The sequence below is a fragment of the Streptomyces sp. NPDC101166 genome (assembly GCF_044768125.1).
Classification (GTDB): domain Bacteria; phylum Actinomycetota; class Actinomycetes; order Streptomycetales; family Streptomycetaceae; genus Streptomyces.
In genome coordinates, this window is sequence record NZ_JBIWPF010000013.1 from 16,312 (window position 1) to 42,049 (window position 25,738).

The 25,738-nt window shown below is 72.6% G+C and carries 25 protein-coding genes; 9 read left to right on the top strand and 16 right to left on the bottom strand.

The annotated features are described in order from the left end of the window. Positions 1-36: 36 nt before the first annotated feature. Positions 37-2,406, top strand: a complete 2,370-nt coding sequence (locus ACIRS4_RS22975) for a glycoside hydrolase family 3 N-terminal domain-containing protein (protein ID WP_404198975.1) — start codon at positions 37-39, stop codon at positions 2,404-2,406. A 13-nt stretch (positions 2,407-2,419) separates the two neighbouring features. Here the strand turns inward: ACIRS4_RS22975 and ACIRS4_RS22980 are convergent, their stop codons facing one another. The 4 genes from ACIRS4_RS22980 to tsaB are packed head-to-tail and all read right to left on the bottom strand — an operon-like array spanning position 2,420 to position 5,033. Then, entirely contained in the window at positions 2,420-2,680 is a 261-nt protein-coding gene (locus ACIRS4_RS22980; RefSeq protein ID WP_404198978.1) for a hypothetical protein, read from the bottom strand. 10 nt (positions 2,681-2,690) lie between these two features. Continuing rightward, complete coding sequence (tsaD, locus tag ACIRS4_RS22985; RefSeq protein ID WP_404198980.1) at positions 2,691-3,818, bottom strand: tRNA (adenosine(37)-N6)-threonylcarbamoyltransferase complex transferase subunit TsaD; 1,128 nt, start codon at positions 3,816-3,818, stop codon at positions 2,691-2,693. Then, on the bottom strand, positions 3,811-4,335 hold the full coding sequence (gene rimI, locus ACIRS4_RS22990) for a ribosomal protein S18-alanine N-acetyltransferase (RefSeq protein ID WP_404199489.1): 525 nt from the start codon (positions 4,333-4,335) through the stop codon (positions 3,811-3,813). The genes tsaD and rimI overlap by 8 nt, the downstream gene beginning before the upstream one ends. Positions 4,336-4,379: 44 nt before the next feature. After that, on the bottom strand, positions 4,380-5,033 hold the full coding sequence (tsaB, locus tag ACIRS4_RS22995; protein WP_404198983.1) for a tRNA (adenosine(37)-N6)-threonylcarbamoyltransferase complex dimerization subunit type 1 TsaB: 654 nt from the start codon (positions 5,031-5,033) through the stop codon (positions 4,380-4,382). 142 nt (positions 5,034-5,175) lie between these two features. On the opposite strand from tsaB, the gene ACIRS4_RS23000 reads away from it, so the two are divergent. From ACIRS4_RS23000 to ACIRS4_RS23010, 3 genes are all read left to right on the top strand, one after another. Further along, positions 5,176-5,721: a hypothetical protein gene (locus ACIRS4_RS23000; RefSeq protein ID WP_404199492.1), complete on the top strand. Its 546-nt coding sequence runs from the start codon at positions 5,176-5,178 to the stop codon at positions 5,719-5,721. Between the two features lie 153 nt (positions 5,722-5,874). Continuing rightward, positions 5,875-6,051 (top strand): hypothetical protein, encoded by a 177-nt coding sequence (locus ACIRS4_RS23005; protein ID WP_404198986.1) that lies wholly within the window; start codon positions 5,875-5,877, stop codon positions 6,049-6,051. A 141-nt stretch (positions 6,052-6,192) separates the two neighbouring features. Beyond that, positions 6,193-6,816: a hypothetical protein gene (locus tag ACIRS4_RS23010; RefSeq protein WP_404198988.1), complete on the top strand. Its 624-nt coding sequence runs from the start codon at positions 6,193-6,195 to the stop codon at positions 6,814-6,816. Between the two features lie 274 nt (positions 6,817-7,090). Here the strand turns inward: ACIRS4_RS23010 and tsaE are convergent, their stop codons facing one another. From tsaE to ACIRS4_RS23035, 5 genes are all read right to left on the bottom strand, one after another. Then, positions 7,091-7,612, bottom strand: a complete 522-nt coding sequence (gene tsaE / locus ACIRS4_RS23015) for a tRNA (adenosine(37)-N6)-threonylcarbamoyltransferase complex ATPase subunit type 1 TsaE (RefSeq protein WP_404198991.1) — start codon at positions 7,610-7,612, stop codon at positions 7,091-7,093. Then, on the bottom strand, positions 7,578-8,834 hold the full coding sequence (locus ACIRS4_RS23020; protein ID WP_404198994.1) for an alpha/beta fold hydrolase: 1,257 nt from the start codon (positions 8,832-8,834) through the stop codon (positions 7,578-7,580). The genes tsaE and ACIRS4_RS23020 overlap by 35 nt, the downstream gene beginning before the upstream one ends. A 142-nt stretch (positions 8,835-8,976) precedes the next feature. Further along, positions 8,977-10,173, bottom strand: a complete 1,197-nt coding sequence (alr, locus tag ACIRS4_RS23025; RefSeq protein ID WP_404198997.1) for an alanine racemase — start codon at positions 10,171-10,173, stop codon at positions 8,977-8,979. 76 nt (positions 10,174-10,249) lie between these two features. Further along, positions 10,250-11,686, bottom strand: a complete 1,437-nt coding sequence (locus tag ACIRS4_RS23030; RefSeq protein WP_404198999.1) for an NAD(P)H-hydrate dehydratase — start codon at positions 11,684-11,686, stop codon at positions 10,250-10,252. A 79-nt stretch (positions 11,687-11,765) separates the two neighbouring features. Then, positions 11,766-12,137, bottom strand: coding sequence for a holo-ACP synthase (locus ACIRS4_RS23035; protein ID WP_404199002.1), 372 nt, complete (start codon positions 12,135-12,137; stop codon positions 11,766-11,768). Between the two features lie 123 nt (positions 12,138-12,260). Here ACIRS4_RS23035 and ACIRS4_RS23040 point away from each other — a divergent pair, with 123 nt between their 5' ends. Together ACIRS4_RS23040 and ACIRS4_RS23045 are read left to right on the top strand one after the other, a co-directional pair. Continuing rightward, positions 12,261-13,238 carry a hypothetical protein gene (locus tag ACIRS4_RS23040; RefSeq protein ID WP_404199005.1) on the top strand — a complete coding sequence of 326 codons (978 nt, stop codon included), beginning with the start codon at positions 12,261-12,263 and terminating at the stop codon, positions 13,236-13,238. Further along, complete coding sequence (locus tag ACIRS4_RS23045; protein ID WP_404199007.1) at positions 13,235-14,986, top strand: M16 family metallopeptidase; 1,752 nt, start codon at positions 13,235-13,237, stop codon at positions 14,984-14,986. Before ACIRS4_RS23040 ends, ACIRS4_RS23045 begins: the two co-directional genes overlap by 4 nt. Positions 14,987-15,102: 116 nt before the next feature. On the opposite strand, the gene glmS is transcribed toward ACIRS4_RS23045, so the two are convergent. Further along, complete coding sequence (gene glmS / locus ACIRS4_RS23050) at positions 15,103-16,950, bottom strand: glutamine--fructose-6-phosphate transaminase (isomerizing) (RefSeq protein WP_404199010.1); 1,848 nt, start codon at positions 16,948-16,950, stop codon at positions 15,103-15,105. A 234-nt stretch (positions 16,951-17,184) separates the two neighbouring features. Between glmS and coaA the strand changes: the two genes are divergently transcribed. Together coaA and ACIRS4_RS23060 are read left to right on the top strand one after the other, a co-directional pair. Further along, on the top strand, positions 17,185-18,153 hold the full coding sequence (coaA, locus tag ACIRS4_RS23055) for a type I pantothenate kinase (protein WP_404199495.1): 969 nt from the start codon (positions 17,185-17,187) through the stop codon (positions 18,151-18,153). 17 nt (positions 18,154-18,170) lie between these two features. Beyond that, positions 18,171-19,091, top strand: a complete 921-nt coding sequence (locus ACIRS4_RS23060) for a DUF389 domain-containing protein (RefSeq protein WP_404199013.1) — start codon at positions 18,171-18,173, stop codon at positions 19,089-19,091. A gap of 174 nt (positions 19,092-19,265) precedes the next feature. On the opposite strand, the gene glmM is transcribed toward ACIRS4_RS23060, so the two are convergent. From glmM to rplM, 3 genes are all read right to left on the bottom strand, one after another. Beyond that, positions 19,266-20,624 (bottom strand): phosphoglucosamine mutase, encoded by a 1,359-nt coding sequence (glmM, locus tag ACIRS4_RS23065; RefSeq protein ID WP_404199015.1) that lies wholly within the window; start codon positions 20,622-20,624, stop codon positions 19,266-19,268. Positions 20,625-20,843: 219 nt separating this feature from the next. Then, positions 20,844-21,356, bottom strand: coding sequence for a 30S ribosomal protein S9 (gene rpsI / locus ACIRS4_RS23070; RefSeq protein ID WP_404199018.1), 513 nt, complete (start codon positions 21,354-21,356; stop codon positions 20,844-20,846). 43 nt (positions 21,357-21,399) lie between these two features. Further along, complete coding sequence (gene rplM, locus ACIRS4_RS23075) at positions 21,400-21,843, bottom strand: 50S ribosomal protein L13 (RefSeq protein WP_130441081.1); 444 nt, start codon at positions 21,841-21,843, stop codon at positions 21,400-21,402. A gap of 288 nt (positions 21,844-22,131) precedes the next feature. On the opposite strand from rplM, the gene ACIRS4_RS23080 reads away from it, so the two are divergent. Further along, positions 22,132-23,004, top strand: a complete 873-nt coding sequence (locus ACIRS4_RS23080; RefSeq protein ID WP_404199021.1) for a hypothetical protein — start codon at positions 22,132-22,134, stop codon at positions 23,002-23,004. 27 nt (positions 23,005-23,031) lie between these two features. On the opposite strand, the gene truA is transcribed toward ACIRS4_RS23080, so the two are convergent. The 3 genes from truA to ACIRS4_RS23095 form a co-directional block, all read right to left on the bottom strand. Further along, positions 23,032-23,889: a tRNA pseudouridine(38-40) synthase TruA gene (truA, locus tag ACIRS4_RS23085; RefSeq protein ID WP_404199023.1), complete on the bottom strand. Its 858-nt coding sequence runs from the start codon at positions 23,887-23,889 to the stop codon at positions 23,032-23,034. 142 nt (positions 23,890-24,031) lie between these two features. Beyond that, positions 24,032-24,514: a 50S ribosomal protein L17 gene (gene rplQ, locus ACIRS4_RS23090; RefSeq protein ID WP_404199026.1), complete on the bottom strand. Its 483-nt coding sequence runs from the start codon at positions 24,512-24,514 to the stop codon at positions 24,032-24,034. Between the two features lie 163 nt (positions 24,515-24,677). Next, entirely contained in the window at positions 24,678-25,700 is a 1,023-nt protein-coding gene (locus tag ACIRS4_RS23095; protein ID WP_003966937.1) for a DNA-directed RNA polymerase subunit alpha, read from the bottom strand. Positions 25,701-25,738: the final 38 nt, after the last annotated feature.

The following is a 25,738-nucleotide window of genomic DNA, read 5'->3' on the forward strand; positions in this document are numbered from 1 at the left end:
CGGTTTCCTCCGGGACACCTCCGGGACAGGAGTTTCATGACCACCGCACCCTGGCGTGACCGCGCTCTGTCCGCCGCCGCCCGAGTCGACGACCTCCTCGCCCGGATGACCCTGGAGGAGAAGACCGCCCAGCTGTACGGGGTGTGGGTCGGCGCCGCGACGGACGGAGAGGGCGTCGCGCCGCACCAGCACGACATGACCGACGAGGCCGCCGAGCGGGACTGGACCGAGTTGATCACCCGTGGGCTCGGCCAGCTGACCCGCTCCTTCGGCACCGCCCCCGTGGACCCGGCGGTCGGCGCGCGTGCCCTGGCCGGGGCGCAGCGGCAGATCGCCGGGGCGGGCCGCTTCGGCATCCCGGCGGTGGCGCACGAGGAGTGCCTCGCCGGATTCACCGCCTGGCGGGCCACCGCCTACCCGGTCCCGCTGGCCTGGGGCGCCTCCTTCGACCCGCCGCTGGTGGAGGAGATGGCCCGGCGCATCGGGCGGGACATGCGCTCGGTCGGCGTGCACCAGGGGCTGGCGCCCGTGCTCGACGTCGTCCGCGACCCGCGGTGGGGGCGGGTCGAGGAGACGATCGGCGAGGACCCGTACCTGGTCGGCACGGTCGGCACGGCGTACGTGCGGGGCCTGGAGTCGGCCGGGATCGTCGCCACGCTCAAGCACTTCGCCGGGTACGCCTCCTCGGCGGGCGCGCGCAACCTGGCTCCCGTGCGGGCGGGCGCGCGCGAGTTCGCCGACGTGACGCTGCCGCCGTTCGAGATGGCGCTGCGCGAGGGCGGGGCGCGCTCGGTGATGGCCGCCTACACGGAACGGGACGGCGTCCCCGCCTCCGCCGACCCGGAGCTGCTGACCGGGCTGCTGCGCGAGGAGTGGGGCTTCACCGGGACGGTGGTCGCCGACTACTTCGGCATCGGCTTCCTCCAGACCCTGCACCGGGTGGCGGGCACGCCGGCGGAGGCGGCCCGGCTGGCGCTGGAGGCCGGCGTCGACGTCGAGCTGCCGACGGTGAAGTACTACGGCGACGCGCTGGTGGCGGCCGTGCGGGAGGGGCTGGTCCCGGAGGGCCTGGTCGACCGGGCGGCCCGCAGGGTGCTGGTGCAGAAGTGCGAACTCGGCCTCCTCGACGAGGACTGGCGGCCGGAGGCGGCGACGGAGCAGGGGACGGCCGGGGAGACGGCCGGGGGGACGGCCGCGGCGGGCCGGTCTCGGATCCGGCTCGACTCGGGGGCCAACCGCGCGCTCGCCCGTCGGCTGGCCGAGGAGTCCGTCGTGCTGCTCGACAACCCCGACGGGCTGCTCCCCCTCGCCCCCGGCACCCGGATCGCGGTGGTGGGCCCGAGGGCGGCCGATCCGCTCGCCATGCTGGGCTGCTACTCCTTCCCCTCCCATGTCCTCACCCACCACCCCGGCGTGGAGACCGGCATCTCCATCCCGACGCTGCTGGAGTCGCTGCGTTCCGAACTGCCCGACGCCAAGGTGACGTTCGCCGAGGGGTGCCCGGTGTCGGAGCCGGACCGGTCCGGGTTCGACGAGGCGGTGGCGCGGGCGGCGGAGGCCGACGTCTGCGTGGCGGTCCTCGGCGACCGGGCGGGCCTGTTCGGGCGGGGCACCTCGGGCGAGGGCTGCGATGTGACGGATCTTCGACTGCCGGGCGTCCAGGGCGAGTTGCTCGACGCCCTGACGGCGACGGGCGTACCGGTGGTGCTGGTCCTGCTGACCGGCCGCCCCTACGCGCTCGGCCGCTGGCACGGCCGGCTGGGCGCGGTGGTCCAGGCGTTCTTCCCCGGCGAGGAGGGCGGACCGGCGGTCGCGGGCGCGCTGTCGGGCCGGGTGAACCCCTCGGGCCGCCTGCCGGTGAGCGTGCCGCGCGTCCCCGGCGGCCAGCCGTGGACGTACCTCCAGCCGCCGCTGGGCCTGGCCGGCGAGGTCAGCAACCTGGACCCGACGCCGTTGTACGCCTTCGGGCACGGCCGCTCGTACACGACGTTCGCCTGGGAGGACGTCACGGGCGGTCCTGAGGGCGAGATCTCCACCGACGGCTCCTACGACCTCTCCCTCACCGTCCGCAACACCGGCGAGCGCGCCGGCGCGGAGGTCGTCCAGCTCTATCTGCACGACCCGGTGGCGAGCGTGACCCGCCCCGATGTGCGCCTGGTCGGCTACCAGCGCCTGGAACTGGCCCCGGGTGAGGCCGGCCGGGTCACCTTCCGCTTCCACACCGACCTGTCGGCGTTCACCGACCGCGAGGGCCGGCGTGTGGTGGAGCCCGGCGCGCTGGAACTGCGGCTGTCCTCCTCCAGCGCCGACCACCGCCACACGGCGTCGCTGCGGCTGACGGGCCCGGTGCGCGAGGTGGGGACGGACCGCCGGTTGCGCTGCGAGACGGAGGTGTCGGCGGGCTGAGGGACCCGCGGGCTCACGCCTGGCCGGTCACCGACTCGAAGCGCCAGCGGTGCACCGGCCTGGTCGTCAACCCGTCTTCCGGGTCGGGTAGTTCGGGGAGTTCGGCGTCGTACGCGGCGTCCCACCAGGTGATGACCAGGACCCGGTCCTGGGGGGCGCGGAAGGTCTCGCGGCGCAGGGGGGCGCCGTCGAGCCGCTGGGCGCGGGCCCAGGCCAGCAGTTCCTCGCCGCGTCCCGCCGCCGCCCGGGCCTCCCACATCAACGCGACCGTCATGCCGCAGCACTCATGAGTACAGGTTCTCCTTGCTGACCTCGTGCACGTGATCGTGACCGTGGCTGTGGCCGTCGCCGTGGTCGTCCTCGTGCGTGGGGCCCGGCACGTGCGGGTCGGTCACCGGGAGGGAGGAGTCCGCGGACAGGTCCCAGCCGGACGCGGCACGTCCCCGGGCGACCATCTCCGCGCCCAGTGCGGCGACCATCGCGCCGTTGTCCGTGCACAGCTTGGGACGCGGGACGCGCAGCCGGATACCGGCGGCCTCGCAGCGCTCCTGGGCGAGGGCGCGCAGCCGGGAGTTGGCCGCGACGCCGCCGCCGATCATCAGGTGGTCGACGCCCTCGTCCTTGCAGGCCCGCACGGCCTTGCGGGTGAGGACGTCGACGACCGCCTCCTGGAAGGAGGCCGCCACGTCCCGCACCGGGACCTCCTCGCCTGCCGCCCGCTTGGCCTCGATCCAGCGGGCCACGGCGGTCTTCAGACCGGAGAAGGAGAAGTCGTAGGCGGGGTCGCGGGGGCCGGTCAGACCGCGCGGGAAGGCGATCGCCCGGGGGTCGCCCTCGCGTGCGTAGCGGTCGATGACCGGGCCGCCGGGGAAGCCGAGGTTCAGCACTCGGGCGATCTTGTCGAAGGCCTCGCCGGCCGCGTCGTCGATCGTCGCGCCCATCGGACGGACGTCTGAGGTGATGTCGGAGGACAGGAGCAGGGAGGAGTGGCCGCCGGACACCAGCAGCGCCATCGTCGGCTCGGGCAGCGGGCCGTGCTCCAACTGGTCCACGCAGATGTGGGAGGCGAGGTGGTTCACGCCGTACAGCGGCTTGCCGAGGGCGTAGGCGTACGCCTTCGCCGCCGAGACGCCGACCAGCAGCGCGCCCGCGAGGCCGGGTCCGGCGGTGACGGCGATGCCGTCCAGGTCCTTCGCCGAGACGCCCGCCTCCTTCAGCGCGCGGTCGACGGTGGGGATCATCGCCTCCAGATGGGCCCGGGAGGCGACCTCCGGGACCACCCCGCCGAAGCGGGCGTGCTCGTCGACGCTGGAGGCGATGGCGTCCGCCAGCAGCGTGGTGCCGCGCACGACGCCGACGCCGGTCTCGTCGCAGGAGGTCTCGATGCCCAGGACGAGCGGTTCGTCAGCCATTGATCTCGGTTCCTTGTACGCCGTTCAGGGAGGTGGAGGGGTCGGTCAGGCGCATCACCAGGGCGTCCACGTTGCCCGGCTGGTAGTAGCCGCGCCGGAAGCCGATGGCCTCGAAGCCGAAACGCTCGTACAGCTTCTGCGCCCGGACGTTGTCGACCCGGCACTCCAGCATGACCTCGGTGCAGTCGAATTCGGTGGCCGCGCGCAGCAGTTCGGTCAGCAGGCGGGCTCCGAGCCCGGTGCCCCAGCGTGCACGGGCGACGGCGATGGTCTGGATGTCGGCGCCCGTCGCGGAGCCGTCCTCGCCCTCGCTCCCGCCCTCGGACGCGGTGCCCGCGACGGCCAGACCGGCGTACCCGACGATGCGGTCGCCGTCGGTGGCGACGACGTAGCGCCGGGTCGCGCCGGGGCCGCGGGCGTGGGCCAGGTCGGACCAGAACATGCCCCGCGACCAGGCGTCCTCGGGGAAGAGGTCCTTCTCCAGTTCCAGCACGGGTTCGATGTCCCACCAGCGCATCTCGCGCAGCGCGGGCAGGACGGTCTCGGAGACGGCGGGCTCGGTCACTTCGGGGTGACCACCTTGTAGTTCTTGGGCACCTGGGCGTCGGGCCGGCGCAGGTACAGCGGGCGGGGCGCGGGGAGTTCCTCCCCGGCGGCGAGGCGCTCGGCGGCCAGGCTCGCGAGCGCCGCGGCCGAGACGTGCTCCGGCGCGTGGGCGTCCGGGAAGGCGTCGGGGTAGAGCAGCGCGCCCGCGCCGACGGCGGGCAGCCCGGCCACCTGGTCGGCGATGTCGGCGGGCCGGTCCACGGCCGGGTCGCCGACGCGGGTGCGGGAGTCGGCGTAGCGGGCCCAGTAGACCTCCTTGCGCCGGGCGTCGGTCGCCACGACGAAGGGGCCGGACAGGTCGGCGGCGTAGGCGAGGCCGTCGAGCGTGCACAGCCCGTGCACGGGGACGCCGAGCGCGAGACCGAAGGTGTCGGCGGTCATCAGACCGACACGCAGCCCGGTGTAGGGGCCGGGTCCGACGCCTACGACGATCCCGGTGACGGCGTCGAGCCGGCGTCCCGCCTCGGCGAGCAGACGGTCGACGGCCGGCAGCAGCAGCTCACCGTGCCGGCGCGCGTCCACCTGACTGGAGGAGGCGACGACGTCCGCGCCGTCGTGCAGCGCGACGGTGACGGCGGGGGTGGCGGTATCCAGAGCGAGCAAGAGCACACAAACAGCCTACGGCTCCCCGGCGAGCGCGCGTGCCGCGCACGGCCACCCGGGCAGCGGCCGCGACGGCTGCTAACGTCACGGCCGGGCACATACCGGTTCGAAGATGACCAAACCGACCAAAGCGACGAAGAGGTGGATGGTGGCCGGGAGCAGCGCGACGATCGTGGCCGGGCTGACCGCGGCGGCCCTGACGACCGTCGGGTTCCTCGCCCTGCAGGCTTCGGCGACCGCGCCGACCGGGCCGGCCGAGCCGCGTGCGCAGGCCGCGGCGGCGAGGAAGGCGTCCCCTGGGCGAACCCGTTCGCTCGCGCTGCCGGCCTCCTCCGGCGTGGGCGAGCGGGTCGTGTACGCGCTGGACGACGACCGGGTGTGGCTGGTGGGCCCGGGCGGCCGGGTCGAGCGGACGTTCACGGTCGCCCCGGGCACCGTCGACCCCGTGCCGGGCTCGTACGCCGTCACCTCCCGCTCCAGCACGGCCACGGGGACCGACGGCGTGCCGGTCGAGCACGTCGTGCGCTTCACCGACGTCGGCGATGTGGTCGTCGGCTTCAGCGCGACGACGGACGGCTCGATTCCGGTGCCCGACCCGGAGACCCGGACGGGCGGGATCCGCGAGACGCCGGCGGACGGCGAGGCGATGTGGCGGTTCGCGACGATCGGCCAGCGGATCGTCGTGGTCCGCTAGTGCCGTGACCGGAAGCCCACGGGCTGATCATATGAAGGTTCCGACAAGACGTCGGCAAGATGTTGCGTTCGGCGTCTCGGACGTGGTGACATGGTGGTCAGCCCTTGGTTAGGTGAACCTAACCAAGTCCGCCCCGGCCCGCAGGAGGCGTCCGTGCCCGCCACCGAGTCCAAGGCCCAGCCTCCGCGACCGTTCACGCTCGCCGGGGTGTCCATGCGCGACCTGCTCGCGTCCTGCGCCGCCGCCGAGGCGGTGTCCCTCCCCCCGCGCCCCCCGGAGCCCGAGGCGACCCCCAGGGAGCGGCGGATCGAACAGCGCGAGGCCGCCTGACCGAGCACCCCGCAGAGGCGTACCGGCTCGGGCTCCGGCCGTGCGAGGTGTCACCCCTGATGGCTTGTCAGGGGCGAGAGCAGGGTCTCCTCAGGGTCATGCCTGATCTCGGGGCACAAGGCCGGCCGACAAGATCGACACATGACGAACCAACCTCGGGGAACCCTCCGGACCGCGCTGACGCGGACTGCTTTCATCGCCGCGCCCCTGTGCATGCTCGCCTACGGAACCATCCGTCTCTCCGACCCGGACCATGGTCCGGGGCTTGCCTGGACCAGCGGGCATATCGCGCTGATCGCCGGAGTGTTGCTCTTCGGCGCGATCTTCCTGGGCCTGCTGCGGCTGTCGGAGCCGACGACCGGCGCGGCACGGCTCAGCGCCCGGGTGGCGACGTTAGTCGGGTTGACGGGGACGGTGGCGGTCACCGCCCAGGGCGTCATCGATCTCGTCGTCGGCTTCCGGGCCACCGACCGCGCCGGGATGGAGCGACTCTTCGAGGACGTACAGAGCCACCCCGGCGTGATGCCCGCGGTGTACACGGTCGGCCCGATGCTGTTCTACGTCGGCCTGCTGTGGATGGTGATCCAACTCGCTGTGCAGCACCGCATCAGCGTCTGGCGTCCCGCACTGGTGATGCTCGGTACGGCAGCCATGGCCGCCAGTCTGGATCTGTTGCCGCTCGGCGGGCTCCTCTTCGCCGCGGCGCTGTCCCCCCTGGGGCGCGAGGTGACATCTCGCCGCGCGGCACACATACGGACGGCGTAGTCCTTGAACGCTCCGGCGGTGCTGCGGGGTGCGGGGTGCGGGTGACGGTGAAGATGATCGACCGTGCTGTGCGAGGGGGCGGCGACGAGTCGCGCGTGCGCGTGCGGTGCTGGACCTGCTTGCCGCCTGATCCGGCGGCCGCCCGGCGGGCAGAGGCTGACCGGCGACGAGAACCACTTCGGACAGCCAGTCCCGCGATCACGCACCCGCGTCGGCGACTCGGCCGTGGACCGGCCCGCCGACGCTCTGGGCAAGATCCGCTTGTAGACGGACCTCAGGCCGCCAGGGCGCTGAGGTCGGCCGCCGCCCATCGTTCGCCGAGGCCCGTGACGGTGACGTGGCGCACCTCGTCCGTCGTGTCGCCGACGGCCCGGTGGATGCGCACCTGGAGCCGCTCCTCGGTCAGTTCCTCGACCTTGCCCTCGCCCCACTCCACGACGACGACCGACTCGGGCAGCGACACGTCCAGGTCCAGGTCCTCCATCTCGTCGAGCCCGCCGCCCAGGCGGTACGCGTCGACGTGGACGAGCGGCGGGCCGCCGCCGAGGGACGGATGGACCCGGGCGATCACGAACGTCGGGGAGGTCACCGCGCCCCGGACGCCGAGCCCCTCGCCGAGCCCGCGGGTCAGCGTCGTCTTGCCCGCACCGAGCTCCCCGCTGAGCATGACGAGATCGCCGGCGCGCAGCAGCTTGGCCAGGCGGCGTCCCAACTCCCGCATCAGATCGGGGGAGTTGACGATGATCTCCAGAGAAACCGGGTCAGCTGGGTCGTGCGGTGCTGCTGGTGCTTCCATAAGCCCCCACCGTAGCCCCTGCCGGCACGGCGCCCGCGCGGGTGAGCAGGTCGGCGAGACGGTCGGTGACCACCTCCGGGTGCTCCAGCATCACCAGGTGCCCGGCGTCCGGCACGAGGACCAGCTCGGCGTCGGGCAGCAGGTCGGCGATCGCCTCGCTGTGCTCGCTGGGCGTGACCAGGTCCCCGATGCCGGCCAGCACCAGCACCGGCATGCCCGTGAAGCAGGCCAGCGCCTCGGTCTTGTCGTGATCGGTGAAGGCCGGGTAGAACTCGGCGACCACGTCGATCGGCGTGCCTTCGATCATCCGCTCCGCGAACCGGGCGACGGCCGGGTCGACGTCCCGGGAGGCGAACGAGTACCGCTTGATGACCCCGGCGAACAGATCGGCGGTGGCCCGCCGCCCCTTCTCCACCAGCGCCGCCTGCTGCCCCAGCGCCTTCAGCACACCGGGCAGCACCCGCCGCACCGCGTTGACGCCGGCGACCGGCAGTCCGAAGTTGACCTCGCCGAGCCGCCCCGACGACGTACCGACGAAGGCGGTGGCGACGACCCGCTCCCGGATCAGCTCGGGGTACTGCGCGGCGAGCGCCATGACGGTCATCCCGCCCATCGAGTGCCCCACCAGGACTATCGGCCCCTCGGGCGCGGCCGCGTCGATGACGGCCTTCAGGTCACGCCCCAGCTGGTCGATGCTGACGGGCGCCTCCCCCCGGACCTGGCCGGCCCCCCGCGCGGACCGGCCGTGGCTGCGCTGGTCCCAGTGCACGGTCCGTATGACGCCCCGCAGGGCCGCCCGCTGGAAGTGCCAGGAGTCCTGGGTCAGGCAGTAGCCGTGACTGAAGACGACGGTGACGGGCAGCGGCGCCTTGCGGCCGAAGAGCCGCCGGCGCCGGGGCGCGGGCCCGCCCTCCGGCTCCACGTCGTCGACCTCGTAGTACAGCTCGGTGCCGTCGTCGGAGAACGCCTTGCCCGGCGTGCCGCGCAGCGCGCCGTAGGGGCCTGCCGCGTCGAGGGCCAGCCGGGCCTTGGCGCGCATCCCGCGCCCCACGGTCATCCGCTCCAGCGCGACCCCGGCCGCAGCGCCCGCGGCGATCACGCCTATCGCGGCGCCGGCGACGCCGGTCGCCCGGCGCCACCCTCCGGCCGCCCCCGTGGCGGAGACGGCGGCGACGGCCGCCGAGGCGACCTCCGCCGCTGCCTCCGCGCTGCTCTCGCTCACGTACCGCTCCTCTTCGCCTGATCCCGGGTGGTGCCACATGACCGGTCGTGCAGTGCCGTGCCGCCGGCGCCCGTCGTGCGGCGGGCACCGACCGGATGATCCTCATACCCGGCGGCACGGCGGCCAGTGCCGCGACCGACGCTCACCCGTCCCCGTCTGCGCCCGCCGGTCTGCGGCCCTCGCCCACATAGACGCGCGGAACGCGCGCTCCGATGCGCGTGACGATCTCGTATCCGATGGTGCCCGCGGCCTGCGCCCAGTCCTCCGCCGTCGGCTCGCCGCGGTCGCCGGGCCCGAACAGGACCGCCTCGGCGCCCGCCTCCGGCTCGTCGCCCCCGAGGTCCACGACGAACTGGTCCATCGCGATCCGCCCCGCCGCCGTGCGCCACTTGCCGCCGATCAACACCGGGCCGGAACCCGAGGCGTGCCGTGGGACGCCGTCGGCGTAGCCGAGGGGGACCAGGCCGAGGGTGGTCTCGCCGGGGGTCGTGTAGTGGTGGCCGTAGCTCACGCCGTGCCCGCCCGGCACGTGCTTGACCAGGGCCAGCGACGCCATGAGCGTCATCGCCGGGCGCAGCCCGAGGTCGGCGGAGGAGCCCAGCTCGGGGCTGGGCGAGACGCCGTACATCGCGATGCCGGGGCGGACGAGGTCGAAGTGGCTCTCCGGGAGGGTGAGCGTCGCCGGGGAGTTGGCGATGTGCCGCACCTCGGGCCGCAGGCCCTGCGTCTGCGCGTACGTCACCATCTCGCGGAAACAGGCGAGTTGGGCGGCGATGGAGGGGTGCCCCGGCTCGTCGGCGCAGGCGAGGTGCGACCACAGGCCGGTGACCCGGATCAGGCCCTCCGCCTCGGCGCGCAGCGCCTCGTCGACCAGGCCGGGCCAGTCGGCGGGCTGGCAGCCGTTGCGGCCGAGGCCGGTGTCGGCCTTGAGCTGCACACGCGCGGTCCGTCCCGCGAGGCGGGCGCCCTCCTCCGCCTCACGCAGCGCCCACAGCGCGCTCACGGAGACGTCGAGGCCGGCCTCGACGGCCGCCCGCCAGGGGCCGCCCGGCGTCCACAGCCAGCACATGATCCGGACGTCGTCCGGCAGCCCGCCCTGAGCGCGCAGCGCGAGCGCCTCCTCCGGCGTGGCGGTTCCTATCCAGGTGGCGCCCGCCTCCACGGCCGCGCGGGCGCAGGGGGCCGCGCCGTGGCCGTATCCGTCGGCCTTCACGACGGCCATGAACGCCGCCCCGGGCGCCTTGGCGCGCAGGGTCCGCACATTGGCCCGCACGGCGCCCAGATCGATCTCGGCGCGGGCGCGCTGCGGGTTGGCGGTCGGCAGTGCAGTCTCACTCATCGCGCCCAGTGTCTCAGAGCCCCCGGACACCCCCGGAGCGGACACGGTGTCCGGCTGGTGGGGGGCGGGGCCGGGCTCAGCCCCTCATGACGTCCCGCCAGGCCCGCCGTACCGCCTCGGCCACGTCTCCCGCCGCCACCGGCGCCCCCTCGGCCGCGAACCGCCCCGCGAGGCCGTGCAGGTACGCGCCCGCGCCGGCCGCGTCCAGCGCGCTCAGGCCCGCTGCCAGCAGCGACCCCGTCAGCCCCGACAGAACGTCACCGCTTCCGGCCGTGGCCAGCCAGCCCGTGCCCGTGGCGTTCACGCGGACCGCTCCCCCGTCCGCCGCGGCGACCAGCGTGGTCGAACCCTTCAGCAGCACCGTCGCCCCGTACCGCGCGGCCAGCTCCCGTACCGCCGCGAGCCGCCCCGACTCGACCTCCTCGCGCGACACCCCGAGCAGCGCCGCCGCCTCCCCCGCGTGCGGGGTCATCAGCGTGGGCGCGGTACGGCCCCGCACCGCCTCGGCGTCGGCCAGCCGCAGCCCGTCCGCGTCCACCAGCACCGGGACCTGGGCCTCCAGCACCTCCGCCACGACGCCGGCGTCGTCCCCGGCGCCCGGACCGACGACCCATGCCTGCACCCGCCCGGCCCGCCGCGGCCCCTGGTCGGAGACGAGCGTCTCGGGGAACCGCGTGAGCACCGCGTCCCCCGCGGGGCCGACGTACCGGACGGCGCCCGCGCCGCCCCGCAGCGCGCCGGCGACCGCCAGCACGGCGGCCCCGGGATAGCGCGCGGACCCGGCCGCGATCCCGACCACGCCCCGCCGGTATTTGTCGCTCTCGGGCGCCGGCTCCGGCAGCAGCCGGGCCACGTCGGCGTGCTGCAACGCCTCCAGTTCGGGCCGGTCGGGCAGCTCCAGACCGATGTCGACCAGCCGCACCGACCCTGCGTGCTCCCGCGCCGGATCGATCAGCAGAGCGGGCTTGTGCGTCCCGAAGGTCACCGTGAGGTCGGCCCGCACCGCCGCGCCCCGCACCTCGCCCGTGTCGGCGTCGACCCCGCTCGGCAGATCGACGGCGACGACCACGGCCCGGGACCGCTCGGCGAGCGCGGCCAGGTCCACGGCGTCGCCGCGCAGCCCTCCGCGTCCGCCGATGCCGACGATGCCGTCGAGCACGAGGTCGGCCCGCCGGACCGCCTCGGCCGCGCCGTCCCCCGGGGTGAGCGTGCGGCCCCCGGCGCGCCGCAGGGCGCCGAGCCCGCCGGGGTGCGTGCGCTCCGGCGCGAGCAGCACGGCGGTCACCCCCGCGCCCCGCCGGGCCAGCCGGGCCCCGGCGTACAGGGCGTCACCTCCGTTGTCCCCGCTGCCGACCAGCAGCACGACCCGGCTCCCGTACACCCGCCCCAGTACGTCGGCGCAGGCGGCGGCGAGACCGGCGGCGGCCCGCTGCATCAGCGCGCCCTCCGGAAGCCGCGCCATCGCCTCCCGCTCGGCGGCCCTGACGGTGTCCACACAGTAGGCAGTACGCATGCACCCCAGTCTCACACCGCCGCCCCCGACACGGCTTCAGCCACCCACCGGCCGACCGGCGGCAGGCGCACGTCCCGCCTCACCCCTCGGCGATCACCACCGCCGACGCCACGCCCGCGTCATGACTCAACGACACATGCCAGCTGCGCACCCCCAGTTCCGCCGCCCGTGCGGCGACGCTGCCCCGCACCCGGAGCCGGGGCTGCCCGCTGTCCTCGACGTACACCTCCGCGTCGGTCCACAGCAGCCCCGCCGGCGCCCCCAGCGCCTTGGCGAGGGCCTCCTTCGCCGCGAACCGCGCCGCCAGCGAGGCGATCCCCCGCCGCTCCCCGCTCGGCAACAGCAACTCGCTGTCCAGGAAAAGCCGTCGGGCCAGCGCGGGCGTCCGCTCCAGCGACGCCGCGAACCGCTCGATCTCGGCAACGTCGATGCCGACCCCGATGATGCTCATGCCGAGCACCCTACGGCGGGGCCCCTCCACGACCGGTCGGCCGCGCGGCTGTCACCCCCTGCTGCTAGCCTGCGCGTCTTCTCATACTGATCACATCAGTCACACCAACCACACGGTGGAGGAATGAGCAGCAGCCCCCACGGCGCATTCACGGACCCGTCCGGGCCGACCTTCGACCCGTACGACAACACGCCCGAGCTCATCCCGCTGCGCACCGCCGCGCAGTCCGGCGACTGGCCGTCCGTCCGCGCGTACATCGCGCGGCTGGACTCCGTCGACAGGGTCAACTCGGCCGTGAGCCTGGTATCGGACATCCCCGGCGTCGAGAACATGCTGGAGCGAGCCGTCCGGGAGCAGCCCGGGGACCCGCTGCCCCGCACCCTGCTCGCCCAGCGCTATGTGCACATCGGCTGGGACATCCGCAGCTCCGCCCGCGCCCAGCACGTCTCCCGGGACCAGTTCGACCAGTTCCACTCCTGGCTGCGCCGGGCCGAACAGCTGCTGATCGAGGTCTGCGCGGAGCAACCGTCGTACACCCCCGCCTGGAACGCCCGCCTGACCACCGCGCGCGGCCTGGAGCTCGGGCAGTCCGAGGTCCGCCGGCGCTACGACCGGCTGGCCGCGCACCACCCGCACGACTACCACGCCCAGACGAACCTGCTCCAGCAGCTCTGCCCCAAGTGGGGCGGCTCCTGGGAGGCCGCGCACGGCTTCGCCCAGGAGTGCGCGAAGGCCGCGCCCGACGGCTTCGCCAACGGCGCCCTGGTCGCCTACGCCCACATCGAGCACTGGCTGGAGCTCGGCGGCTCCGAGGGCACGGCGTACCTGCGGGGCGTCCCGGTCCGCGACGACCTGCGCTTCGCCGCCCACGCCTCCGTGCTGCACCCCGCCCACCGGGTCGACTGGCACTCCATCGGCGCGCACAGCACGTTCGCGTTCGCCTTCTCGCTCGGCGGCCACTTCGATGACGCGGCCCCGCACTTCGCCTTCCTCGGCAACCGCGCCTCCGAGGGCCCGTGGCACTACCTGAACGACCCGAAGGCGTCCTTCCGCAAGTTCCGCAAGTCCGCGCTGGAGTCCCGAGGAGGCGGATACCGGTGACCACCGACCTGCACGACATCGGCGGCGGCCTCGCCGCCCTCGACGGGCTGATCTCCCACACCGCCGTCCAGGGCATCCCCACCCTCCACGCCCCGGCCCCCGGCAGCAACGAGATCACCGCCGGGCTGTTCTTCCGGGTGGGCCGCGCCGACGAGACGCTGGCCACCGCCGGCATCACCCACCTCGTCGAGCACCTCGCCCTGTACCGGCTCGGCCTGTCCGACCTGCACTACAACGGGGCGACGGCGAACGCGTACACCCTCTTCCACGTCACCGGCAGCGAGGCGGAGGTCGTCTCCTACCTCAACAGCGTGTGCGCGGGGCTGCGCGAGCTGCCGATGGACCGGCTGGAGACCGAGAAGGAGATCCTGCGCACCGAGGCCGCGGGCCGCGGCGGCGGCTCCCAGCTCCCGCTGTGGCGTTACGGCGCCCAGAGCTACGGCCTGTCCAGCTACAACGAGCTCGGCACCTGGAGCCTGACCCCCGACCAGGTGCGGCACTGGGCGCACACCCGCTTCACCCGGGACAACGCGGTGCTGTGGATCACCAGCGACCGCGTGCCCGACGGCCTGGACCTCACCCTGCCCGTCGGCGTCCGCGTTCCCGCGCCGACGCCCACCAGCGCGCTGCCCGTCACCCCGGCGTTCATCCGCGGGGACGACGGCCACGTCGCGTTCTCGGCGGTGCTGCCCCGTTCCACCGCGGCCTCCGTCTTCGCCGACGTCCTCGGCCGGGCCCTCTTCCAGGACCTGCGCCAGGAAGGCGGCTACTCCTACTCCGCCGAGGCCGAGTACTCCCCGCGCGACGCCGACTTCGCCACTCTCACCGCGTACGCCGACGCCCTCCCGCAGAAGCAGGACGCGGTGATCGGCGGTTTCGTCGACACCCTCGCGCGGCTGCGCGCCGGCCGCATCGAGCAGTCCGAGCTGGACTCGGCGCGCGCCAAGACCCTCAAGCTGTACGACATGCCGGACTTCGGCGCCGTCTCGCTGCCGTCGTACGCGCTGAGCCTGCTGCTCGGGCACCGGATCCTCTCCCCCGAGCAGCAAAGGGCCGAGCTGCACGCGGTCACTCTCGCCGACCTGCACGACGTCGCCCGCCAGGCCTGGGACAACGGGCTGCTCCAGACGCCCGGCCGTGGCGTCGACTGGGCGGGCTTCAGCCCCGCGCCCCAGTACTCCACGACCTCCGTCACCGGCACCCGGCACCCGTCCCTGGAGGACGACCAGGTCACCCTGGTCATCGGCACGGAGGGCGTCAGCCTCACGACTCCGCGGGGCCCGGTGACCGTCCGCTACGACGCCTGCGCGGCGATGACCACCCGTCCCGACGGCGCCCGCGCCCTCACCGGCCACGACGGGTTCTCGGTCTCCGTCGAGCCGACCCTCTTCAGGGGGATCACCCCGGAGCGCATCGCGGCACTGGACGCGGGGGTGCCGCCGCAGGCGGTCGTGCACATGCCGCCGCGCACCCCCGACCGCATCCCCCAGCCCTCCGCCCGGTCCGGCGGTGCGGGCAACGCCCGTGGCGGTGCCGGCGGGCGCGCGACGTGGCCCTGGACCCTGGCCCTGTGCTCCGTGGGCACGCTCGCCGCGATCTGGACCCTGCTGTGCGTCCTGATCACCGCGGACGAGGCGACCGGCAAGACCGCGGAGTGGGACATCGTCGCCATCGTCTGGCTGCTGGCGGCTCCGCTGCTCTGGACCACCTGGCAGTTGAGGAAGGCCCGTAACCAGCGGAGGGCTTGACCGGGGGGGGCGCCCGCAGGGGCGGGGGACACCGACCGCCGCGCGCGTGCTGGTTCGTCGTGGCTGGTCGCGCAGTTCCCCGCGCCCCTCGATCGCCCACGGCGATCTCGGGGCCGCTACTCCACCGTCACCGACTTCGCCAGGTTGCGGGGCTGGTCCACCTCGTTGCCCCGGGCCGTCGCCAGTTCGCAGGCGAACACCTGCAGCGGCACCGTCGCCACCAGCGGCTGCAGCAGTGTCGGCGTGGCGGGGATCCGCACGAGGTGGTCGGCGTACGGCACGACCGCCTCGTCCCCCTCCTCCGCGATCACGATCGTCCGCGCGCCCCGCGCCCGGATCTCCTGGATGTTGGACACGATCTTGTCGTGCAGCACGGACCGCCCCCGGGGCGACGGCACGACCACGACGACCGGCAGGTCCTCCTCGATCAGCGCGATCGGCCCGTGCTTGAGCTCACCGGCCGCGAACCCCTCGGCGTGCATGTAGGCCAGTTCCTTCAGCTTCAGAGCGCCCTCCAGGGCCACCGGATAGCCGACGTGCCGGCCCAGGAACAGCACGGTGTCCTTGCCGGCGAGCGAACGCGCCAGCTCCCGCACCGGCTCCATCGTCTCCAGCACCCGCTCGACCTCAGCGGAGATCCGCGCGAGGTCGCGCACCACGGCCCGGATCTCGTCCGCCCACTTGGTGCCCCGCACCTGGCCGAGATACAGCGCCACCAGGTAGCAGGCCACCAGCTGCGTCAGGAACGCCTTCGTCGAGGCGACCGCCACCTCCGGTCCGGCGTGCGTGTACAGCACGGCGTCCGACTCACGGGGGATCGTCGAGCCGTTGGTGTTGCAGACGGCCAGCACCCTGGCCCCCTGCTCACGGGCGTGCCGCAGCGCCATCAGGGTGTCCATGGTCTCGCCGGACTGCGAGATCGCGATCACCAGCGTCTGCCGGTCCAGGATCGGGTCCCGGTAGCGGAACTCGCTCGCCAGCTCCACCTCGCACGGGATCCGCGTCCAGTGCTCGATGGCGTACTTGGCGATCAGCCCGGCGTGGAAGGCCGTACCGCAGGCGACCACGACGACCTTGTCGACCTCGCGCAGCACCCCCGCGGGGATCCGCACCTCGTCGAGCGTCAGCGAACCCGACGCGTCGACGCGCCCCAGCAGCGTGTCGGCGACCGCCTTGGGCTGCTCGGCGATCTCCTTGAGCATGAAGTAGTCGTAGCCGCCCTTCTCCGCGGCGGACGCGTCCCAGTCGACGTGGTACGACCTGACCTCCGCCGGACGGCCGTCGAAGCCGGTCACCGTCACCCCGTCCCGGCGCAACTCCACCACCTGGTCCTGGCCCAGCTCGATCGCCGACCGCGTGTGGGCGATGAACGCGGCGACGTCCGAGGCGAGGAAGGCCTCGCCGTCCCCGACGCCCACCACCAGCGGTGAGTTGCGCCGTGCGCCCACGACCACGTCCGGTTCGTCGGCGTGCACCGCGACCAGCGTGAACGCCCCCTCCAGCCGCCGGCACACCAGCCGCATCGACTCGGCGAGGTCCGCGCAGGAGGAGAACTCCTCGGCGAGCAGATGGGCCACGACCTCGGTGTCGGTGTCGGAGGCCAGGTCGTGCCCCCGCTCGGCCAGTTCGGCCCGCAGCGCGGCGAAGTTCTCGATGATCCCGTTGTGCACGACGGCGACCCGCCCGGCGTTGTCCAGATGCGGATGCGCGTTGGCGTCCGTAGGCCCGCCGTGCGTGGCCCACCGCGTGTGGCCGATCCCCGTCGTCCCGGTCGGCAGCGGCCGCTCGTCGAGCTCCTTCTCCAGATTGACGAGCTTGCCCGCCTTCTTGGCGGCGGCGAGCCCCCCGTCCGCCAGCACGGCGACGCCCGCCGAGTCGTATCCCCGGTACTCCAGCCGCTTCAGCCCGGCCGTCACGACCTCCAGGGCCGACTGCGATCCCACGTATCCCACGATTCCGCACATGAGCCGCAGCGTACGGCGAAAGCCCGACCGAAAAGAGGGCGCACGTGCCCGATTTCGGAAATCCCCGCCGTGTTTCGCACGCCTGACGCACTCACAGACGGTTCTCAGCCCTCACCCCGAGACTGCCTCGTCGCACCGATGGAACGGCGGCGGCGGAGCCTCGCGTGACGGACCCCACCCGCCATCGGGTTCGAACTCCGTTAACAATGGAGCGTGATCTCTCCGGTCTCCCCGATGCCCCGGAGCGCCCACCGGCACAGGCCGGAGGCGACTCCCTACGTCGACCTCACCCGCTGTGAGTGGAGCGCGCTGCGCGACAAGACGCCGCTGCCGCTCACCGCCGACGAGGTCGAGAGACTGCGCGGCCTCGGCGACGTCATCGACCTCGACGAGGTCCGTGACATCTACCTCCCGCTCTCCCGTCTCCTCAACCTCTACGTGGGCGCCACCGACGGCCTGCGCGGCGCGCTCAACACCTTCCTGGGCGAGCAGGGCTCCCAGGCCGGCACCCCCTTCGTCATAGGGGTCGCCGGCTCGGTCGCCGTCGGCAAGTCGACCGTCGCCCGGCTCCTGCAGGCCCTGCTCTCCCGCTGGCCCGAGCACCCCCGCGTCGAACTGGTCACCACCGACGGCTTCCTGCTCCCCACGAGGGAACTGGAGTCCCGCGGCCTGATGTCGCGGAAAGGTTTCCCCGAGTCCTACGACCGCCGTGCCCTCACCCGCTTCGTCGCCGACATCAAGGCCGGCAAGGACGAGGTCACGGCCCCCGTGTACTCCCACCTCATCTACGACATCGTCCCCGACCGGCGGCTCACCGTCCGCCGCCCGGACATCCTGATCGTCGAGGGGCTGAACGTCCTGCAGCCCGCGCTGCCCGGCAAGGACGGCCGCACCCGTGTCGGCCTCGCCGACTACTTCGACTTCAGCGTGTACGTCGACGCCCGGGTCGAGGACATCGAGCGCTGGTACCTCAACCGCTTCCGCAAGCTGCGCGCCACCGCCTTCCAGGACCCTTCCTCGTACTTCCGCAAGTACACCCAGGTGTCCGAGGAGGCGGCCCTCGACTACGCCCGCACGATGTGGCGCACCGTCAACAAGCCCAATCTGACGGAGAACATCGCCCCCACCCGCGGCCGCGCCACGCTGGTCGTGCGCAAGGGCCCGGATCACAAGGTGCAGCGGCTGAGCCTGCGGAAACTCTGATGCGCTAGAAAGACGTCATGCTGCATCTGCGCCTGATCTCGCCGGCCGAGCAGACCGACGACGTGGTCCGCCTGATCGAGAACACCGTCGGCACCGCCCACCTGGTGGTGCTCCGGGGAGCCGCCCGCAACCCGGCGGGCGACGTCGTCCTGTGCGACGTGGCCCGCGAGGCGGGCGACGAACTGCTCAGCTCACTCCAGAAGTTGGGCTTGCAGAAGAGCGGCTCCATCGCCGTCGAGAACATCGACCTCTCCCTCTCCCTGCGCGCCGACAAGGCGGAGGCCGAGGCGCCGGGCGAGCCCGCCGACGCGGTGCTCTGGGAGCATCTGACCGACGCGACCCACGAGGAGTCCACGCTCTCCGCCACCTACCTCGCCTTCATCGTCCTGGCGACGATGATCGCGGCCTGCGGTGTGGTGCTGGACAACGCGGTCCTGATCGTGGGCGCGATGGCGGTGGGCCCCGAGTTCGGCCCGCTGGCCGGCGTCTCCACGGCGATCGTGCAGCGCACTCCCCGGCTGGCCGTGCGCTCCCTCGTCGCCCTGCTGGTCGGCTTCGCCGCGGCGATGGCGGTGACCGCCGGCTTCAGCCTGTTCATGGACGCCGTGGGCCTGTTCACCAAGGATCAGCTGGAGGCCGACCGGCCGAACACGGGCTTCATCTACGCCCCCGACTGGTTCTCCTTCGTCGTGGCGGTTCTGGCGGGGGCCGCCGGCACGCTCTCCCTCACCTCCGCGAAGTCGGGCGCGCTGGTCGGCGTCGCCATCTCGGTGACGACGGTCCCCGCCGCGGCCAATGCCGCCGTAGCCCTCAGCTACGGCGACACCGGGCAGACCTGGGGGTCCACCCAGCAGCTCCTGCTGAACCTGCTGGGCATCATCCTCGCCGGGACGCTCACCCTGCTGATCCAGAAGTGGGCGTGGGGGAAACGCAGCTAAGGGTTGTCCCGGGTTTCCCGTCGTCCGCGCCGAGCGCGGGCGGCGCGGCGTCTGGTGCTGGGGGCCCCTCCCACGCCTTTCAGGCAGTGGGGCCCCTCCGCGCGAGCGAAGCCGAGCGTGGGGGAACCGTGCCAGGCGTCGCGCCGCAGGCGGGAAACCCGGAACAGGCCCTGGTCATCCGAGCGCGGACTTCACCGCGTCGGCCAGCCGTCCGGCGACGGCGCGGGCCTGCTCGATGTCGGCCGCCTCGACCATGACCCGGACCAGCGGCTCGGTCCCGGAGGGCCGCAGCAGCACCCGCCCGGTCGTCCCGAGCTCCCGCTCCGCCTCGTCCACGGCCGTGGCCAGCTCCGCCGAGGAGGACACCCGCGACTTGTCGACGTCGGGCACGTTCACCAGCACCTGCGGCAGCCGCTCCATCACGGAGGCCAGGTCCCGCAGCGACCGCCCGCTCTGCGCGACCCGGGCGGCCAGCATCAGCCCGGTCAGCGTGCCGTCGCCGGTCGTCGCGTGGTCCAGGATGATCACATGCCCGGACTGCTCGCCGCCGAGCGCGTACCCGTGCTGCTTCATCTCCTCCAGCACGTACCGGTCGCCGACGGCGGCCTGGACGAGCCGGATGCCCTCACGCTCCATGGCCAGCTTGAAGCCCAGGTTGGACATCACGGTGGCGACGACGGTGTCCGAGCGCAGCACGCCCCGCTCCCGCATGGCGAGGGCGATCACGGCCAGGATCTGGTCGCCGTCGATCTCCTCGCCGGTGTGGTCCACGGCCAGGCAGCGGTCGGCGTCGCCGTCGTGCGCGATGCCGAAGTCGGCGCCCTGCTCGACGACGGTCGCCTTCAGCTTGTCCAGGTGGGTGGAGCCGTAGCCGTCGTTGATGTTGAGCCCGTCCGGCGAGGCGCCGATCGTGACGATCTCCGCGCCGGCCCGCGTGAACGCCTCCGGCGAGACCCGGGCGGCCGCGCCGTGCGCCTCGTCCAGGACGATCTTCAGCCCGTCGAGCCGGTTCGGCAGGACGGCGACGAGGTGGGCGACGTACCGGTCGAACCCCTCGTCGTAGGAGCGCACGCGGCCGACGCCGGAGCCGGTCGGCCGGTCCCAGGGAGCGCCGGTGCGGTGCTCCTCGTAGACGCCCTCGATCCTGTCCTCCAGCTCGTCGGCGAGCTTGTGCCCGCCGCGGGCGAAGAACTTGACGCCGTTGTCGGGCATGGCGTTGTGGCTGGCGGACAGCATCACGCCGAGGTCGGCGCCGAGCACGCCGGTCAGGTAGGCGACCGCGGGCGTGGGCAGCACGCCCACCCGCAGCACGTCCACCCCGGCGCTCGCCAGGCCGGCCACCACAGCGGCCTCCAGGAACTCCCCGGACGCGCGCGGGTCACGTCCCACCACGGCCGTCGGCCTGTGGCCCGCGAACGTGCCCGCCTCGGCCAGTACGTGCGCCGCGGCCACGGACAGGCCGAGCGCCATCTCGGCCGTGAGATCCGCGTTGGCCACACCGCGCACGCCGTCCGTGCCGAAGAGTCGTCCCACGTGTCCTCCTGAGGAAGCATCAGTTGCGTAGTCGTCACGGGTGCCCGGGATGGTCGGCGCCGGCTCCCGCACCCAGGCATTTGATGCCCTTAGCATCCGATCACACAACCCTTTGAGCATCTTGTGCCGTTATACGCCCAGGTTTGCGATAAAACGAACGCCCCGACGGCACAATGGCGTGCCGCCGGGGCGTTCGACGTACGTGCAGGCAGCTGAGATTTAGCGCTTGCTGTACTGCGGGGCCTTGCGGGCCTTCTTCAGACCGGCCTTCTTGCGCTCGACCGCACGGTCGTCACGCGTGAGGAAGCCGGCCTTCTTCAGCGGGCCGCGGTTGTTGTCGACGTCGGCCTCGTTCAGCGCGCGGGCGACACCGAGACGCAGCGCACCGGCCTGACCGGAGACACCGCCGCCGGTGATGCGGGCGACGACGTCGTAGCGGCCCTCGAGCTCCAGGACCTTGAACGGCTCGTTGACTTCCTGCTGGTGCACCTTGTTCGGGAAGTAGTCCTCGAGGGTGCGACCGTTGATCTTCCACTTGCCGGTGCCCGGGACGATCCGGACGCGGGCGATGGCGTTCTTGCGACGGCCCAGGCCGGCGGCCGGCTGCGGCTCGCCGAAGCGGGAAGCCAGCGACTCCGAGGTGTACTCGCCCTCGACGGGGACGTCGGACTCGGTGGTGTAGCTGTCGATGTCAAGCTCTTCGAGCGGCTGCTCGGCAGTGGTCTCGGCCACGGTTCTCCTCAGATTCTCTGTGCTTGGGGTGGTGTGGCCGGACTTACTGCGCGACCTGGGTGATCTCGAACGGCTGCGGCTGCTGCGCGCCGTGCGGGTGCTGGTCACCCTTGTAGACCTTCAGCTTCGAGAGCATCTGACGGCCCAGCGAGTTCTTGGGGAGCATGCCCTTGACGGCCTTCTCGACGGCCTTCTCCGGGTTCTTGTCGAGCAGCTCGTCGTAGCGGACCGAGCGCAGACCGCCCGGGTAGCCGGAGTGGCGGTACGCCATCTTCTGGTTCCGCTTGTTGCCCGACAGGTGCACCTTGTCGGCGTTGATGATGATGACGAAGTCACCGGTGTCGACGTGAGGGGCGTAGATCGGCTTGTGCTTGCCGCGCAGAAGGGAGGCGGCAGTGGTGGCGAGACGGCCCAGGACAACGTCCTGAGCGTCGATGACGTGCCACTGGCGCGTCACATCGCCGGGCTTGGGGCTGTACGTACGCACGGTTCGTAGCCTTCGCTTCGAGTGAGTGGTCCTGACAGGTCACCGAAGACGATCACGACAGCCCTGACCGCACAGCGGTGACGCAAACCGCGTGCTGGTCGCTGGTCATCGGCCCGGTGGACCGGTGTAAGGGCCCGTCCCGTGAGAATGAGCAAGCCAATACACAACGAAGATGCAGGATACCCGGGCCGCCCGAGCCAGGTCAAAACGAGTCCGACCGGCCTCGTGGGCCCTCCGTGGACCTGCACGGAGGCCACCCACTGCCCGTGCCCGTCTAAGATGCGCCCCATGAGCTATGGGCAGGGGGGACCTCAGTCCCAGTGGGATCCCTGGAAACCGAACTCCGAACAGCCGTGGACCGCCGGCGCCTCGGATCCGACTCCGGACTGGGCCGCGCTCGCCGAGGCGTCCGAGACCCGCAGCAGGCGCCGACGCGTGTTCCTCATAGGCGGGGGCGCCGTCGCGACCCTCGCGATAGGCACCGCCGTCGCCATGGCAGTGGTGTCGGCGAACGACGACGAACCGAACAAGCCGACCTCCTCGCTCCCCGCGAGCGGCGGCCTGCCGAGCGCCTCCGGCAACCCCTCCTTCGCCCCGACCAGCGCGCCGCCGCCGCTGGACCCGAAGGAGTTCGTCTCCAGCAAGGCCAAGGACACCGCGCCCAACGGCCCGGACATCCTCTTCCCGGGCACCCAGCTGACGATGGGCTCGACGGTCTACAAGAAGGCCGGCAAGGCCGACACCACCACCTGCGCCGGCGCCGTCCAGGGCACCCTGCCCAAGGTCCTCACCGACAACGGCTGCACCCGGATGATGCGCGTCACCTACGTGAAGGACGGCATCGCCGCCACGGTCGGCGTGGCCGTCTTCGACACCGAGGCGCAGGCCCTCAAGGCCAAGAGCCAGGCCGACAAGCGCAGCATCGTCAAGGCTCTCGACGGCTCCGGGGTCAAGCCCTTCTGCGCCGGCGCGATCTGCCGCTCGACGACCAACTCCTACGGCCGCTACGCCTACTTCACGATCACCGGCTTCACCGACGGCAAGGACGTGACGAAGAAGGACGCGCAGATCTTCACCACCGGCGACGGTCTCGCCGACTTCGCGTTCCAGCAGATCAGCCGCCGCGGCCAGGCCCAGGCCTCGGCCGCGGCGAACCGGTGACCCGCTGACCGCCGGCCCGCGTCCCCGTCAGCAGCACCCGGCCGCACCGGGCAGCGTCCGCCGGTTGCGCGCCTCCTTGTTGCGGGCGGCGAGCAGCTCGTCGGCCGGGTAGCCGACCTCCTCCAGCGTCAGCCCGTGCGGCCGTACGACGTGCACCGCGGAGTCCCGGACGCCCGCGGCGAGCACCTTGCCCGGCCACTCGGGCCCGCGGTGCCCGTCCCCGACGAACAGCAGCGCGCCGATGAGCGAGCGCACCATGTTGTGGCAGAAGGCGTCGGCGCGGACGGTCGCGGTGACGATCCCGTCGTCGCCCCGCACCAGGCTCAGCTCCTGCAGCGTGCGGATGGTGGTCGCCCCCTCGCGCCGCTTGCAGTAGGCCGCGAAGTCGTGCTCGCCGAGCAGCCGCCGCGCGGCCTCGTTCATCGCGTCGACGTCGAGCGGCCAGTCGTGCCACAGCACATGGCCGCGCAGCAAGGGGTCGACGCCGCCCGGGTTGTCGGTGACCCGGTACGCGTAGCGCCGCCACACCGCCGAGAACCGCGCGTTGAAGCCGTCGGGCGCCTCCCGCAGCGCCCACACCCGCACATCCCTGGGCAGCCGGCCGGCGAGCCGCTTCAGCAGCTTCTCGTGGTGCTCACGCCAGACCTGCTCCGGCAGATCGACGTGCGCGACCTGCCCCCGGGCGTGCACCCCGGCGTCGGTCCGCCCGGCCACGGTCAGCTCGTACGTCTCCCGGGACCGGGTGACGGTCCGCAGCGCGTCCTCGATCTCCCCCTGCACGGTCCGCCGCCCGCCGGCCTGCTTGGCCCACCCGGAGAACTCGGTGCCGTCATAGGAAAGATCGAGGCGCACCCGCACGTACCCGGGCGCTACTTCATCACTCACGTACAGATCCTCTCAAGAACACGAGAGCGGGCCCGCTCCTCGAAAGGAACGGGCCCGCAAACGCCCTTCGGGGGCGCGGGGAACTGCGCGACAAGCCACGACGGAGCCGCACCCGCCGACGAATCAGTCCCCGGCAGAACGCTTACGCGTCCTTGGACTCCTCGGCGGCCTCGTCGGCCTTGGTCTCCTCGACCTTGGCCTCCTCGGCCTCCTTGACCGCGCGCTTCGTCGCGGCCTCGGCCTCGCCGGTCGCCTCCTGCGCCACCGTCAGCGCCTCGACCAGCTCGATGACGGCCATGGGCGCGTTGTCGCCACGGCGGTTACCGATCTTGGTGATGCGGGTGTAGCCACCCGGACGGTTCTCGTAACGCGGGCCGATCTCGGTGAAGAGCGTGTGGACGACGCTCTTGTCCGTGATGACCTGGAGCACCTGACGGCGGTTGTGAAGGTCGCCCTTCTTCGCCTTGGTGACCAGACGCTCGGCGTACGGGCGCAGGCGGCGGGCCTTCGCCTCGGTGGTGGTGATGCGGCCGTGCTCGAAGAGGCTCTTCGCGAGGTTCGCGAGGAGCAGCTTCTCGTGCGCGGCGCTGCCGCCCATACGGGCACCCTTGGTGGGCTTCGGCATTGTTCTTCTCCTGTGTGTCTGCCCCGGCCGTATCAGGTACCGGGGTCAGTATCCGAGCGAGCGGGTTTGCTCGTCGGAGACCCGCGCCCCACAGGGGCGCGGGGAACTGCGCGACCAGCCACAGCGGGCCGGCAGCCAAGAACCGGCAGTCGGTCCCGAGCTCTCAGTACTGCTCGGTCTCGACGAACCCGGCGTCCGCGTCGTCGTCCGCGCCGAACGCGTCCGCCGCAGCGGTGGGGTCGAATCCGGGCGGGCTGTCCTTGAGCGCCAGGCCCATGCCGGCCAGCTTCGCCTTGACCTCGTCGATGGACTTCGCACCGAAGTTGCGGATGTCCAGGAGGTCGGCCTCGGAGCGGGCGACGAGCTCACCCACGGAGTGGATGCCCTCACGCTTGAGGCAGTTGTACGACCGAACGGTGAGCTCCAGCTCCTCGATCGGCAGCGCCAGGTCCGCGGCGAGGGCGGCGTCCGTCGGGGACGGACCCATGTCGATGCCCTCGGCGTCGATGTTCAGCTCACGGGCGAGACCGAACAGCTCGACGAGCGTCTTACCGGCGGACGCCATGGCGTCGCGCGGCCGCATCGCCTGCTTGGTCTCGACGTCGACGATCAGCTTGTCGAAGTCGGTGCGCTGCTCGACACGGGTCGCCTCGACCTTGTACGTGACCTTGAGGACCGGCGAGTAGATGGAGTCGACCGGGATACGGCCGATCTCCTGGCCGACCTGCTTGTTCTGCACGGCGGAGACGTAACCGCGGCCGCGCTCGACCGTCAGCTCCATCTCCAGCTTGCCCTTGCCGTTGAGCGTGGCGAGGACGAGGTCGGGGTTGTGGACCTCGACACCGGCCGGGGGCGCGATGTCGGCGGCGGTGACCAGACCCGGGCCCTGCTTGCGCAGGTACATCACGACCGGCTCGTCGTGCTCCGAGGAGACGACCAGCTGCTTGATGTTGAGGATCAGGTCGGTGACGTCCTCCTTGACGCCCGGCACGGTGGTGAACTCGTGCAGCACGCCGTCGATGCGGATGGACGTGACCGCCGCACCCGGGATCGAGGAGAGGAGGGTCCGGCGCAGGGAGTTGCCGAGGGTGTAACCGAAGCCCGGCTCCAGCGGCTCGATGACGAACCGGGAGCGGAACTCGTCGACGACCTCTTCGGTCAACGAGGGACGCTGAGCGATCAGCATGTTGGATTCCTTCAGTCATGGACGCCCGCTATTTGACG

What these genes read in the sequence shown, in the direction of transcription:
- ACIRS4_RS22975 (WP_404198975.1), top strand. Translation starts at nt 37, where the DNA reads ATGACCACCGCACCCTGGCGTGACCGCGCTCTGTCCGCCGCCGCCCGA.
- ACIRS4_RS22980 (WP_404198978.1), bottom strand. Translation starts at nt 2,680, where the DNA reads ATGACGGTCGCGTTGATGTGGGAGGCCCGGGCGGCGGCGGGACGCGGC.
- tsaD (WP_404198980.1), bottom strand. Translation starts at nt 3,818, where the DNA reads ATGGCTGACGAACCGCTCGTCCTGGGCATCGAGACCTCCTGCGACGAG.
- rimI (WP_404199489.1), bottom strand. Translation starts at nt 4,335, where the DNA reads ATGCGCTGGTGGGACATCGAACCCGTGCTGGAACTGGAGAAGGACCTC.
- ACIRS4_RS23010 (WP_404198988.1), top strand. Translation starts at nt 6,193, where the DNA reads ATGACGAACCAACCTCGGGGAACCCTCCGGACCGCGCTGACGCGGACT.
- tsaE (WP_404198991.1), bottom strand. Translation starts at nt 7,612, where the DNA reads ATGGAAGCACCAGCAGCACCGCACGACCCAGCTGACCCGGTTTCTCTG.
- alr (WP_404198997.1), bottom strand. Translation starts at nt 10,173, where the DNA reads ATGAGTGAGACTGCACTGCCGACCGCCAACCCGCAGCGCGCCCGCGCC.
- ACIRS4_RS23030 (WP_404198999.1), bottom strand. Translation starts at nt 11,686, where the DNA reads ATGCGTACTGCCTACTGTGTGGACACCGTCAGGGCCGCCGAGCGGGAG.
- ACIRS4_RS23035 (WP_404199002.1), bottom strand. Translation starts at nt 12,137, where the DNA reads ATGAGCATCATCGGGGTCGGCATCGACGTTGCCGAGATCGAGCGGTTC.
- ACIRS4_RS23040 (WP_404199005.1), top strand. Translation starts at nt 12,261, where the DNA reads ATGAGCAGCAGCCCCCACGGCGCATTCACGGACCCGTCCGGGCCGACC.
- glmS (WP_404199010.1), bottom strand. Translation starts at nt 16,950, where the DNA reads ATGTGCGGAATCGTGGGATACGTGGGATCGCAGTCGGCCCTGGAGGTC.
- coaA (WP_404199495.1), top strand. Translation starts at nt 17,185, where the DNA reads ATGCCCCGGAGCGCCCACCGGCACAGGCCGGAGGCGACTCCCTACGTC.
- ACIRS4_RS23060 (WP_404199013.1), top strand. Translation starts at nt 18,171, where the DNA reads ATGCTGCATCTGCGCCTGATCTCGCCGGCCGAGCAGACCGACGACGTG.
- ACIRS4_RS23080 (WP_404199021.1), top strand. Translation starts at nt 22,132, where the DNA reads ATGAGCTATGGGCAGGGGGGACCTCAGTCCCAGTGGGATCCCTGGAAA.
- rplQ (WP_404199026.1), bottom strand. Translation starts at nt 24,514, where the DNA reads ATGCCGAAGCCCACCAAGGGTGCCCGTATGGGCGGCAGCGCCGCGCAC.
- ACIRS4_RS23095 (WP_003966937.1), bottom strand. Translation starts at nt 25,700, where the DNA reads ATGCTGATCGCTCAGCGTCCCTCGTTGACCGAAGAGGTCGTCGACGAG.